The sequence below is a fragment of the Salmonella sp. 32020114201800008SM genome, assembly GCF_017572025.1.
Classification (GTDB): domain Bacteria; phylum Pseudomonadota; class Gammaproteobacteria; order Enterobacterales; family Enterobacteriaceae; genus Salmonella; species Salmonella enterica.
The window spans coordinates 84795-97106 of sequence record NZ_JAGEQM010000002.1; the positions used below are offsets into that span (position 1 = coordinate 84795).

At 49.5% G+C, this 12312-nt stretch carries 11 protein-coding genes; 8 read left to right on the forward strand and 3 right to left on the reverse strand.

The genetic code is table 11. From position 1 onward, the window contains the following. Window positions 1–30: 30 nt before the first annotated feature. Complete coding sequence (siiF, locus tag J4613_RS06405) at window positions 31–2097, forward strand: SPI-4 type I secretion system protein SiiF (RefSeq protein WP_000358578.1); 2067 nt, start codon at window positions 31–33, stop codon at window positions 2095–2097. Window positions 2098–2374: 277 nt separating this feature from the next. Here siiF and J4613_RS06410 read toward each other — a convergent pair whose 3' ends face one another. Further along, a complete protein-coding gene (locus tag J4613_RS06410) occupies window positions 2375–2656 on the reverse strand; it encodes a YjcB family protein (RefSeq protein ID WP_000719058.1) in 282 nt (93 codons plus the stop codon). 562 nt (window positions 2657–3218) lie between these two features. Here J4613_RS06410 and J4613_RS06415 point away from each other — a divergent pair. Further along, window positions 3219–4820 carry an EAL domain-containing protein gene (locus J4613_RS06415; protein ID WP_111742513.1) on the forward strand — a complete coding sequence of 534 codons (1602 nt, stop codon included), beginning with the start codon at window positions 3219–3221 and terminating at the stop codon, window positions 4818–4820. Here the strand turns inward: J4613_RS06415 and soxS are convergent. After that, window positions 4808–5131, reverse strand: a complete 324-nt coding sequence (gene soxS / locus J4613_RS06420; protein WP_000019483.1) for a superoxide response transcriptional regulator SoxS — start codon at window positions 5129–5131, stop codon at window positions 4808–4810. The two genes, J4613_RS06415 and soxS, sit on opposite strands and share 13 nt — an antisense overlap. 86 nt (window positions 5132–5217) lie before the next feature. Between soxS and soxR the strand changes: the two genes are divergently transcribed. The 4 genes from soxR to J4613_RS06440 all read left to right on the forward strand — a co-directional run bounded on the left by soxR (window position 5218) and on the right by J4613_RS06440 (window position 10129). Then, on the forward strand, window positions 5218–5676 hold the full coding sequence (soxR, locus tag J4613_RS06425; RefSeq protein WP_000412686.1) for a redox-sensitive transcriptional activator SoxR: 459 nt from the start codon (window positions 5218–5220) through the stop codon (window positions 5674–5676). 292 nt (window positions 5677–5968) lie between these two features. Then, window positions 5969–6637: a glutathione S-transferase gene (locus J4613_RS06430; RefSeq protein ID WP_000958575.1), complete on the forward strand. Its 669-nt coding sequence runs from the start codon at window positions 5969–5971 to the stop codon at window positions 6635–6637. Window positions 6638–6983: 346 nt separating this feature from the next. Next, a complete protein-coding gene (gene ghxP, locus J4613_RS06435; protein WP_000106907.1) occupies window positions 6984–8333 on the forward strand; it encodes a guanine/hypoxanthine transporter GhxP in 1350 nt (449 codons plus the stop codon). A 149-nt stretch (window positions 8334–8482) separates the two neighbouring features. Continuing rightward, window positions 8483–10129 (forward strand): Na+/H+ antiporter, encoded by a 1647-nt coding sequence (locus tag J4613_RS06440; RefSeq protein WP_001536604.1) that lies wholly within the window; start codon window positions 8483–8485, stop codon window positions 10127–10129. Between the two features lie 94 nt (window positions 10130–10223). Here J4613_RS06440 and J4613_RS06445 read toward each other — a convergent pair whose 3' ends face one another. Continuing rightward, window positions 10224–11111 carry a LysR family transcriptional regulator gene (locus J4613_RS06445; protein WP_000354963.1) on the reverse strand — a complete coding sequence of 296 codons (888 nt, stop codon included), beginning with the start codon at window positions 11109–11111 and terminating at the stop codon, window positions 10224–10226. A gap of 103 nt (window positions 11112–11214) precedes the next feature. Between J4613_RS06445 and J4613_RS06450 the strand changes: the two genes are divergently transcribed. After that, complete coding sequence (locus tag J4613_RS06450) at window positions 11215–11625, forward strand: CidA/LrgA family protein (RefSeq protein WP_000257347.1); 411 nt, start codon at window positions 11215–11217, stop codon at window positions 11623–11625. Further along, window positions 11618–12307 (forward strand): LrgB family protein, encoded by a 690-nt coding sequence (locus J4613_RS06455; RefSeq protein WP_001067096.1) that lies wholly within the window; start codon window positions 11618–11620, stop codon window positions 12305–12307. Before J4613_RS06450 ends, J4613_RS06455 begins: the two co-directional genes overlap by 8 nt. Window positions 12308–12312: the final 5 nt, after the last annotated feature.

Here is a 12312-nt window from a genome sequence, read left to right on the forward strand (position 1 = left end):
CCCCTCACCTTTGGGTGAGGGGGTTTACTTATGGATAAAAAACTAGAACCTTATTATTTAAGTGCGGAAACGGCATTATCTATAGTGTCTAAAAAATTCAACATAAAAATTGATATCAAAGAGGATGATATAAATTTAAGATTTAAAAAGTACGACAGAAATAACACTGATGACTCTATACAAATGAAGAATTTCTTTTTGTCGTTAGGGCTTTCTCTACAGGATATATTATTTAATAATGGTGAGGATTTACTAAATGAGCCTATGCCGATTTTACTATTAACACCAGAAATGAAGTGGATGGTGTGTGTGAGCGGCGGGCAAAAAATAAAGTTGGTAAACGCGCGCGGTGAACTCTGTTATGTTGAAATTGAAGATGAATATTTAAAAGAGTTATCTGCATTTAGTATACTACCTTTAAATAAAGTTGTTGATAGTATAAGAGTAAAAAATATCATAAAAAACTCTTTATCGATGAACAAGATTTTTTATACTAAATACTTCTTTTCATCTCTTTTTATGGCAATTTTTGCGTTAACTATCCCAGTATTTAGTAATCTGTTCTATGATAAGCTTGTTCCAAGTGCTTCGGTTTCATCTTTATTTGGCGTGGCTATAATTGTTGCTGTATTTATTGTTTTTGAGTTTATCCTTCGTACTTCGAAAGATATTTATCAGTCTATCACAGCAAGGCAGGATGACGTCGATATTGATATCGCATTTCTTGAAGCGGTACTTTATAGTAAAAAGAAAAATGGCAGATCCATGTCATCAGCATTTGTGCTATGGAATGAGTTTCAGAAAATTAAACCCGTTTTATTAAACTCGATCTTTCAACGTATAGCCGATATTCCAATATTTATTATATTTCTCATTGTTATATATGTAAATTTAGGTCTGGTCGTTATTGTACCTGTTACCATGTTTATCGTCTCTATTATTATTTCCCTCGTTAACCACCATTATACTAATGAGTTAATGAACAAACAAAAAGAAGGACAGAAGAACAGGAATATTTTTATCTCAGAAGTTTTCTTATCTATTAAAATGATCCATACCTTAAATAATCAAGGTTTACTTTTTGATTGGGTTAATACATCAAATGAACAGTCGTATCTTAACCTGAAGATAAGGAAATTAAATCTTATCTATCAATCTATATTGGGGAGTATGTCATCTATTACCCAAATAACTATTATGGTAATAGCCTTTTTTATGGTAATCAAGGGTGATGTTACTACTGGCGCAATTGTTTCATCTGTCATTGTCTCTGGTCGTATTTCCGGGATCATTTCGAATTTTTCTTCTACATTAATCTCTATTTTATCAGCAGAAAAAACCGGTAAGGATCTGCTTTCTTTTTTTGATGAAGATCAGGCAGAAAAAACACCGGCATTACAGTCAATATCAAAGTGCAATGGCGATATCTCTATCCGGGGTGTGAGTTATCAGTATGATGCTCAATCTCCGATGATTATTAACCGACTGTCTATAGACATACCTGCGGGGCAACGTGTCGCGGTGGTAGGCGAATGCGGAGCAGGAAAAAGCTCATTACTGGGAATGCTATCTGGCTACCTTTCGCCAACAGACGGTGCCATTTTATATGATGGATATAACTTAGGACATTTATCGCAGAACTTTTTTTCTCAGCATTTAAGCGTGGTGACGACACATGATGTTTTATTCACCGGAACCATTGAAAGTAATTTCGCGTTAAAACCGCAAAACGACAGGGGCCGGGTACTCAAGGCGCTTCAGCTGGCGAACTGTGGTTTTATCTTGCAACATCCTATGGGGCTGAAGTTTCCGGTGAATTTTATGGCTAAAAACCTGTCATCCGGACAGCAGCAGCAGTTATTATTAGCACGTAGTCTGAGTAGTGACGCCAGCGTCTTTTTATGGGATGAACCAACATCAAATCTGGATGAGAATACCGAGAAGCAAATTTTTGATAACTTAGATGAGTTTATTCATGGGAAAACGTTGATCATGGTGACGCATCGTCGATACCTGATAAAGTATTTTGACCGGGTCTTGGTAATGAAAGGTGGAAAAATAATCCGTGATTGTTCTCCGGATAAATTATTAATGTAAAATAAGCAGCGCTTGTCGCTGTTATCAGGTGGTACTATTTAATAAAAAAGACCCGTTGCACAAACGGGTCTTTTTTGTCATTTAACGAGTCGGCAACGTCTTCAATAAGTTTAGCTCGATTCTGTTAGGGCTATTCCACTTGCCATTTTTGGATAACCACACCTGACGGCCCTCATCAACGGCAATGCGAGGGACGTGATAGTTCGCAAGGCTACCCCTGGCGCGCGATTCCGCGTTGAGATAACCGGTGGGCGACTTCAGCGGCAGCGATAGCCTATCAGGTCAGCACCATCGGCCATTCTGGCGGGGTCTGGCTCATCGTTTCGACCATTACGGCTTCAATGTTATGCCAGATCGCAGCGAGATCCATCATGGTAATACCGAGTAAACCGGTGGCAAACCAGCAGGCGGATACTACGCCCAGACCGCTACTGATCACCGCCAGACCAATATAATCTGATTTACGGAAACGGATATTGAGCGTGCTGGCTAAAAACATGAGCACGGCGCTCAGTAGTTGCCAACGGAGAAGAACGACACCAGTGGTTATGGCAGCCATGAAACATTTCCTCTGAATAGACCTTTGTCCAGGACAGCGCGGCGTTGCTCCCGGGAAGCATGGGATATTCTGGCTATCGACGGACGTCACATCAACATCGAATGAAACATTGTTTCTATTTCATTGTTTTTGTGAACTATATCACAAAAACCAGCTTGTTCGCCAGATCGGCAATGTATTTTTTGTGCGTTTTATAACCGTATTTTTTGTGTGACTTCTACGCGTCCGTAGAGAAACTGTCGGAAAGCAAAGATGTATTATTACTACTCTTTTATTTTTTTTCGTGAAATTCAGACCTGATAAAAATATCAAGTTATTTATCAAAAGAAAGGAGTAAAGATGTATACCCCATCGTTTACTTGAGTATAAATCTGATATTATCAAAAATATTTAGTGTCCTGCCTGGTATGCGAAAGAGATTGCGCGTAGTTATTAATGGTAAATGTTGATCGGTAAAAGTCTGTTGCTAATATTGATAAATTCATGCACCGTAAACCTCCGTTTGGTTCACGTCTTATTTTGCCAACAATAGTCACAAATAATGCAGGGAAATAGGCTGAAAATGAGTCAAAGCACACGACGCAAGGTGTTGAGATTTCTCGGAACGATCATTGTGGTGTTACTTCCTGTATTGCTGGCGATCTGGTTTGCTCATATCCGGGCAGTCTCTGAAACCAGAAATCAGTTACATTCATTTGCGCAGTCGGTATTAGATAAAACGGAGCGGGTTATCCTGCAAGCAGATTTAGCCCGCGATGCCGCTGAACAATATCAGGGGCAAGCCTGTACGCCAGCCCATCAACAGCGAATGCTGAATATTATCCGCGGTCGTTTGTACATTAATGAGTTGATTTATGCTAAGGGCCAGCGTTTTCTATGCTCTACGGTTATGACGCCAACAAGTCCTTATTTTATTCCCCGCGCTGACTATAAACGAAAGCCTGACATCGCTATTTATTACTATCGTGATACGCCTTTTTTCAACGGTTATAAAATGACATATATGCAGCGGGGAAACTATGTCGCGGTTATCAATCCCTTATCTTATAGCGAGGTGATGTCAGACGATCCGGCGTTGGCCTGGGGAATGTATGATACGGTGACCAACACCTTTTTCTCCCTGAGTGAACAGGCGCAGGCTGATCAGCTATTACCTTTGGTACGACGGAGTGAACCTGTGTTCCAACAGGGTGAGCGTTTTTATACTCTGGTTAAATCAGCAAAACGACCGGTTGCCGCGATTGTGTCAACCTCAAAGCAACGCTTTTACCAGAACCTCTTTCATCAGCTTACGTTAACGCTACCGTTAGGGATCATCTGTAGCATTATCGTCTTATTTATGTGGTCACGATCCCGGCAGGCATATTACTCACCGCGTCGATTATTGCAACGGGCCATTACCAGGCACCAGCTTTGCCTTCATTATCAGCCGATCATTGATATCCGAAACGGGACATGTGTAGGTGCCGAAGCGCTATTGCGTTGGCCGGGCTATCACGGTCCGGTGATGAGCCCGTGCGAATTTATTCCGCTGGCGGAAAAAGAGGGGATGATTGAGCAGATCACCGATTATGTCGTCGAAGAGGTATTTAATGATTTAGGTGGTTTTCTGGCCGCGCACCCGCATCTTTATGTCTCTATCAATCTCTCTGCCGCTGATTTTCTCTCTTCCCGGCTAATTGTGATGATTCATGAAAAAACGCGTCAGCATTCAGTGCTTGCGCAACAGATAAAGGTTGAAGTGACTGAGCGCGGATTTATTGATGTGCCTAAAATGACGCCGATTATTCAGGCGTTTCGCCAGGCGGGATACGAGGTGGCAATTGATGACTTTGGTACCGGCTATTCGAACTTGCATAACCTGTACTCATTAAATGTCGACCTTTTAAAAATTGATAAATCTTTTGTCGATACGCTAACCACTAATAGCGCCAGCCATTTGATTGTGGAACATATTATTGAAATGGCGCAAAGTTTGCGGCTAAAAATCATTGCTGAGGGGGTTGAAACGGCTGAACAGGTTAGCTGGTTGCTAAAACGCGGCGTTCAGTATTGTCAGGGATGGCACTTTGCGAAGGCGTTACCGCCGCAGGAATTCATCGCCTGGCTACAACAAACGCCCGCGCCTCTGACGATACGCGGGCAGAGGCCCTACAGGCGGTGACGGTAATCGCTGGGAGTGCGATCGAACTCGCGGCGGAATACACGCGAGAAGGTTTGCTGCGATACATAGCCCAGATCCATCGCGATATCAAAAATCGGGCGCTCGGTCGTTCGTAGCTCAACGGCCGCCAACAGGAGACGGCGCTGGCGAATATACTCGCCTAATGTTTGATGCGTTACCGTACGAAACATCCGCTGCAAATACCACTTGGAGTAGCCCGATTTTTTTGCCACCACATCAATGTTTAGCGGTTGGTCGATATGTTCATCAATCCATTCGATAAGGGTCTGAATTATCTGCTGATGCGACATATTGTTGCCTCTTAAACAGTATTCGATTCGTCGTTTTGTCTGCGGGCGAGTATAATTCCTCAAGTTAACTTGAGGTAAAGCGATTTATGGAAAAAAAATCTCCCCGTTTAAAAGCCTTACTGACGCCGGGGGAAGTTGCGAAACGTAGCGGTGTTGCTGTGTCCGCCTTGCACTTCTATGAAAGCAAAGGGCTAATTACCAGTATCCGTAATAGCGGTAACCAACGGCGATACAAGCGTGACGTGTTGCGTTATGTCGCGATTATCAAGATCGCCCAGCGTATCGGCATCCCGCTGGCAACTATCGGCGACGCGTTTGGTATCTTGCCGGAAGGGCATACGTTAAGCGCGAAAGAGTGGAAGCAGCTCTCATCGCAGTGGCGCGAAGAGTTAGACCGACGTATTCATACGCTGGTGGCGTTGCGCGATGAGCTGGACGGTTGTATCGGCTGCGGCTGTTTATCGCGTAGCGACTGTCCGCTGCGAAATCCAGGCGACAGGCTTGGCGAACACGGGACGGGTGCCCGGCTGCTTGAAGATGATTAACATGCATTCGGCCATCGGGCTGAGTTCACCTAAAACTAAAGCGCCGCTAAGGGCGCTTTAGTTTGTTTCCGGTCTTTGTCTTTCGCTCTATCCCGCTGATTACAGGAGGGTTTCCCCCGACGTCAACACCCCTCATATCGAGCACGTGGTGGAGGTTCCGGTTTGTGTTGATACTGTAAGTGTAAGCGACGACGCCCTGTTCGCCAGCGAAATGCTGATTTTTTAGCCGAAATTTTTACGGCAACTGCCATAATTTTCTATAGTTAGTTGGCATACCTTACAGGAGACAGCCATGCTGACGGTGCACCATTTAAATCAGTCTCGTTCGCAGCGCATCCTCTGGGCGCTGGAAGAGCTGGCGTTGCCTTACCAGATTGTGCGTTACCAGCGTGAAAAGACCATGCTGGCGCCGCCGGCATTGAAAAAAGTGCATCCGCTGGGCAAGTCTCCGGTTATCGAAGATCACGGTATGGTTATTGCGGAATCGGGCGCCATCCTGGAATATTTGCAGGACACTTACGACAGTATCGGACGCTTTAAACCTGCGGATGCGCAGGGGAAACAACACTATCGATTCTGGCTACATTACGCTGAAGGTTCGCTCATGCCCTTGCTATTGATGAGACTGCTCTTTACCTCTCTGGGTAAACCGCCGGTACCATTGGGCCTGCGAACGTTGGGCGGCGTGATCGGTAAGGGCGCGCAAAAAGCGTACCTCAATCCGCAACTGGAAACCCATGCGCGCTTTATTGACGGGCATCTGGCAAATCACCCCTGGTTTGCCGGAGAGCAGTTAAGTATGGCGGATATCCAGATGAGCTTCCCGCTATTTGCGCTGCTTGCCCGAGGCGGGATCGCTCATCTCGACCATATCAACGCATGGAAAGCGCGGGTAGAAATGCGTCCAGCCTGGCAACGAGCGATTCAGCAGGGCGGTCCGTTTACCATTCCTGGCGGATAATGGCGTTTTTGTGAGCAGATTGCGCAACGTATTTGCTAACAGCGATGCGAAAAATTGTTGCTGGATTGCGCAGGGACGATAACGTTTGCGCATCGTCTGGCGATTTATTGAGCATACTAAGCAGAAAAGCATAAAAAGCGGCAAAGTTCAGTTGAAAAAGCGTTGATGATCGCTGGATAATCGTTTGCTTTTTTTTGCCACCCGTTTTGTATACGTGGAGCTAAACGTTTGCTTTTTTGCGGCGCCCCGGTTGTCGTAAATGTAGCACAAGGAGATAACGTTGCGCTGTTAGTGGATTACCTCCCACGTATACCGACGAATAATAAATTCTCAGGGGATGTTTTCTATGTCTACGCCTTCAGCGCGTACCGGCGGTTCACTCGACGCCTGGTTTAAAATTTCACAACGCGGGAGCACCGTTCGCCAGGAAGTCGTTGCTGGCTTAACCACGTTTCTCGCGATGGTTTACTCCGTCATCGTGGTGCCAGGGATGCTGGGTAAAGCCGGGTTCCCGCCTGCTGCCGTCTTTGTAGCGACCTGCCTGGTCGCAGGCGTCGGCTCTATTGTTATGGGGCTTTGGGCGAATCTGCCGCTGGCTATCGGTTGTGCTATCTCGTTGACGGCGTTTACCGCGTTTAGCCTGGTCCTGGGGCAGCATATTAGCGTCCCGGTCGCGCTTGGCGCCGTATTCCTGATGGGCGTACTGTTTACCGTTATCTCCGCCACCGGCATTCGTAGCTGGATTTTGCGTAACTTGCCACAGGGCGTGGCCCACGGAACCGGTATCGGTATTGGCCTGTTTTTGTTGCTGATTGCCGCCAACGGCGTCGGCCTGGTCATTAAAAACCCGCTGGATGGCCTGCCGGTCGCGCTGGGCGATTTCGACACCTTCCCGGTGATTATGTCGCTTGTAGGGCTGGCTGTTATTCTCGGTCTGGAAAAGCTGAAAGTCCCCGGCGGCATTCTGTTGACCATTATTGGCATTTCTATTGTGGGTTTGCTCTTCGATCCTAACGTCCATTTTTCCGGCATTTTCGCCATGCCTTCGTTGAGCGATGAAAACGGCAACTCGCTGATCGGCAGCCTGGATATTATGGGCGCGTTAAACCCTGTCGTTCTGCCAAGCGTACTGGCGCTGGTGATGACGGCGGTGTTTGATGCGACCGGCACGATTCGTGCGGTCGCAGGGCAGGCTAATCTGCTGGACAAAGACGGACAAATTATCGATGGCGGCAAAGCGCTAACCACCGACTCCCTGAGTAGCGTTTTCTCCGGCCTGGTCGGGGCGGCGCCAGCCGCGGTGTATATCGAGTCTGCGGCCGGTACGGCGGCGGGCGGTAAAACGGGCCTGACGGCGATTACCGTGGGCGTGCTGTTTTTGCTGATCCTGTTTCTTTCGCCGCTCTCTTATCTCGTTCCCGTCTACGCAACCGCCCCGGCGCTCATGTATGTCGGTCTGCTGATGCTGAGTAACGTGGCGAAAATCGATTTTGCTGATTTCGTCGATGCGATGGCGGGGCTGGTAACGGCTGTATTTATTGTACTGACCTGTAACATCGTCACCGGGATTATGATTGGCTTTGCCACGCTGGTCGTCGGGCGTCTGGTTTCCGGTGAATGGCGTAAGCTGAATATCGGAACTGTCGTCATTGCGGTCGCGCTGGTCGCTTTTTATGCCGGCGGCTGGGCTATCTAGTTCTGCCTTCATTCTGAAAAACGGGCGGCGTTGGTCGCCCGTTTTCATTTTCAGGACACATCACGTTACCTTTTGCGTTAATCTGAAGAAGGTGAAACCGAGGCATGATGCCTCTCTCCATCATAAAAAACATCGCAAACAGGGAACGCATGGAAATTTTCTTCACAATACTCATCATGACCCTTGTGGTCTCGCTGTCGGGGGTATTTACGCGTGTATTACCCTTCCAGCTTCCTTTACCCCTTATGCAGATCGCCGTTGGCGCGCTGTTGGCGTGGCCGACGTTTGGTTTGCATGTGGAATTCGACCCGGAACTCTTCCTGGTGCTGTTTATTCCGCCGCTGCTGTTTGCGGATGGCTGGAAGACGCCGACCCGTGAATTTCTTGAGCATGGACGAGAGATTTTCGGGCTGGCGCTGGCGCTGGTCCTGGTAACGGTCGTGGGAATCGGCTTCCTGATTTATTGGCTGGTGCCCGGCATTCCGCTGATCCCCGCCTTTGCGCTGGCCGCCGTGCTGTCGCCGACCGATGCGGTAGCGCTCTCCGGAATTGTGGGCGAGGGGCGTATCCCGAAAAAAATCATGGGCATTCTGCAGGGAGAGGCGTTAATGAACGACGCCTCCGGTCTGGTATCGCTGAAATTCGCCGTTGCGGTGGCGATGGGGACGATGGTCTTTACCGTCGGCGGCGCGACGCTGGAGTTTTTTAAGGTCGCTATCGGCGGTATTCTGGCGGGTTTTGTGGTCAGTTGGCTGTATGGCCGCTCGTTGCGTTTTTTGAGCCGCTGGGGCGGCGATGAACCCGCGACGCAAATCGTCCTGCTGTTTCTGCTGCCCTTCGCGTCTTACCTGATTGCCGAACATATTGGCGTCTCAGGCATCCTGGCCGCGGTTGCCGCCGGGATGACCATCACCCGTTCTGGCGTAATGCGCCGCGCGCCGCTGGCAATGCGTTTGCGCGCGAACAGTACCTGGGCGATGCTGGAGTTTGTCTTTAACGGTATGGTCTTTCTGCTGTTGGGACTGCAATTGCCGGGTATTCTGGAATCTTCGCTGGCGGCGGCGGAAGCTGACCCGAATGTCGAAACCTGGATGCTCTTTACCGATATCGTGCTGATTTATGCGGCATTGATGCTGGTTCGCTTCGGCTGGCTGTGGACCATGAAAAAGTTCAGCCTGCGCTTTTTGAAGAAGAAACCGATGGAGTTCGCCAGCTGGACGTCGCGTGAAATTCTGATTGCTTCCTTCGCTGGCGTTCGTGGGGCGATCACCCTGGCTGGTGTGCTCTCTATACCGTTACTTTTGCCGGATGGCAGCGGATTTCCGGCGCGTTATGAACTGGTATTCCTGGCGGCTGGCGTCATTCTGTTCTCGTTATTTGTCGGCGTGATCATGCTGCCGCTGCTGTTGCAACATCTGGAAGTCGCCGATCATGCGCAACAGTTGAAAGAGGAGCGTATCGCCCGTGCGGCGACGGCGGAAGTGGCGATTGTTGCCATTCAGAAAATGGAAGAGCGTTTGGCGGCGGATACCGAAGAAAACATCGATAATCAGTTGCTTACTGAAGTAAGCTCGCGTGTCATTGGTAACTTGCGTCGCCGTGCCGATGGGCGAAATGATGTCGAAAGCTCCATACAGGAAGAAAACCTGGAGCGACGTTTCCGTCTGGCGGCGCTGCGTTCCGAACGCGCCGAGTTGTATCATCTGCGCGCCACGCGAGAAATCAGCAATGAAACATTGCAAAAGCTGCTGCACGACCTGGATTTGATGGAAGCGCTACTGATAGAAAATCAGTAGTCCTTGTGGCCCGGTGGCGCCATGCTTACCGGGCCTACAAGTAGGCCGGATAAGGTGCTTGCGCCGCCATCCGGCAAGGGTTTTAACCCATGGCTTACGGTTGTTTCAGCCAAAACCCTTCGCAACAGGTTAACCATGCCCGAGCGCTGTGCGACAGATACACGCCCTCTCGCCAAATCATGCCCAACTGCCAGCGGAGATCGCTTTCCAGCGGTAGCCAGCGCAGCGTGGCCTTATCCAGACGCTGACAAATTGGCTCCGGCAAAATGGCGATGCCGACGCCCGCTTGCACCATGGCGGCGAGAAAATCCCATTGCCCGCTGCGCACGGCAATCCGTGGTTTTACGTCATGCTGGCTAAATAAGGTCATCAACTGGCGGCTCAGGGCAAAGTCTTCGTTATAGATAAGAAGAGGATGCTCCGCCAGAGCTTCAGGCGCGATGGAGTCGCCGGTTGTCCACTGACCGGAACGGGGAACCAGCACGCACAGCGGATGGCTGAACAGCGATAACGTCGTCAGCCCGCTCGCTTCTTCCACCGGGAGCGCGGTCATCGCAACATCCAGCTCGCCATTCATTACCGCCTGCTGTACCGTCAGGCCGCCAAACTCCGAAATTTTGAGTTCAACGCCAGGGTAGCGTTGTCGAAACAAACTGATTGGCCCGGCCATCAACATGCCGACCATCGGGGGAATACCCAGCCGCAGCACGCCCTTATTGAGATGGTTAATATCGCTCAACTCAGCCTCTAACTGGCGAAACTCAGCGAGGATCGCCAGACCGCGTTCAAACACCACGCGTCCGGTATCGGTCAGCAATAACTTACGTCCGTCGCGGATCAGTAGCGTACAGTTAAGCTCATCTTCAAGATTTTTCAGCATCTTGCTAATGGTGGGCTGGGTGACAAATAACTTCTCCGCTGCGCGGGTGAAACTTTGCTGGCGCACCACCTCGACAAAATAACGCAGCGTTCTGATATCCATGATTATTCCTTCCGACTATGCCTGCAATGATTTTAATTCATTTCTGCCCGTGACGGAGGTTCTCTATACTGGCGCTCCGTATTATTTTTCAGGACATTCCCTCATGGCTGTGGCGATAAGCCGCGTTACGCCTGCCGTTGTGCAACGACTCCAGGTACCGGTTCAGGTACTGCTCTATGCAGGTTTATTCATTTTTTCCCAATATCTTGTCTCCTGGCTGCACCTGCCGTTGCCCGCGAATCTGGTCGGCATGGTGCTTATGTTGGCGCTGATCGTTTGCCGGATTATTCCGCTTAGCTGGGTACGCGCAGGCGCACGCTGGCTGCTGGCGGAGATGCTGTTATTCTTTGTTCCCGCCGTCGTGGCGGTAGTGAACTATGCCCATCTGTTACTGGTGGACGGCTGGCGCATTTTCTCGGTGATAGCGATCAGTACCTTAATGGTACTCGGCGCGACGGCGTGGGTGGTGGATAAAGTGTATCGCTATGAGATGAGTAGGCTAAACCGTGAATAACGTTCAGTTAAGCGTACTGTGCCTGGTGATTACGCTGGGAATTTACTTCGCCAATAAGCGCCTGTATCGCCGTTTTCGCAAACTGCCGTTGATGCCATTAGTGTTGACGCCGGCACTGCTGGTGTTAATGCTGGTGTTCGGTCATATCTCCTGGCAAAACTACATTGGTGAATCGCACTGGCTATTGTGGCTGCTCGGCCCGGCGACCATTGCCTTTGCGGTGCCGGTGTACGATAACCTCGCGATTATCAAACGTCACTGGATGTCGCTCACCGCGGGCGTAGTGACGGCGACGGTGGTGGCGGTCACCAGTTCCGTTTGGCTGGCGCGTCTGTTCACGTTATCGGATGAGATTCAGCGTAGTCTGGCGGTACGTTCCGTTACCACGCCGTTTGCGCTGGCGGCGGCAGAACCCCTGGGCGGGCAGCCGGATCTGGTGGCGCTGTTCGTGGTCGTCACTGGCGTGTTTGGCATGGCGGTCGGCGACGCGCTATTTTTGCGTCTCTCTATCCGGGAAGGCATGGCAAAAGGGGCAGGATTCGGCGCGGCGTCACATGGGGCGGGCACGGCGCGTTCCTATGAACTTGGTCAGCAGGAGGGCGTCGTCGCCAGTCTGGTAATGATGCTGTCCGGCGTGGTGATGGTGTTGGCTGCTCCGCTGGTGGCGAGGGTGATGTTCTGATTTTC

Excerpts from the sequence above, each read along its gene's own strand:
- siiF (WP_000358578.1), top strand. The coding sequence starts at position 31 with ATGGATAAAAAACTAGAACCTTATTATTTAAGTGCGGAAACGGCATTA.
- J4613_RS06410 (WP_000719058.1), bottom strand. The coding sequence starts at position 2,656 with ATGGCTGCCATAACCACTGGTGTCGTTCTTCTCCGTTGGCAACTACTG.
- J4613_RS06415 (WP_111742513.1), top strand. The coding sequence starts at position 3,219 with ATGAGTCAAAGCACACGACGCAAGGTGTTGAGATTTCTCGGAACGATC.
- soxS (WP_000019483.1), bottom strand. The coding sequence starts at position 5,131 with ATGTCGCATCAGCAGATAATTCAGACCCTTATCGAATGGATTGATGAA.
- soxR (WP_000412686.1), top strand. The coding sequence starts at position 5,218 with ATGGAAAAAAAATCTCCCCGTTTAAAAGCCTTACTGACGCCGGGGGAA.
- J4613_RS06430 (WP_000958575.1), top strand. The coding sequence starts at position 5,969 with ATGCTGACGGTGCACCATTTAAATCAGTCTCGTTCGCAGCGCATCCTC.
- ghxP (WP_000106907.1), top strand. The coding sequence starts at position 6,984 with ATGTCTACGCCTTCAGCGCGTACCGGCGGTTCACTCGACGCCTGGTTT.
- J4613_RS06440 (WP_001536604.1), top strand. The coding sequence starts at position 8,483 with ATGGAAATTTTCTTCACAATACTCATCATGACCCTTGTGGTCTCGCTG.
- J4613_RS06445 (WP_000354963.1), bottom strand. The coding sequence starts at position 11,111 with ATGGATATCAGAACGCTGCGTTATTTTGTCGAGGTGGTGCGCCAGCAA.
- J4613_RS06450 (WP_000257347.1), top strand. The coding sequence starts at position 11,215 with ATGGCTGTGGCGATAAGCCGCGTTACGCCTGCCGTTGTGCAACGACTC.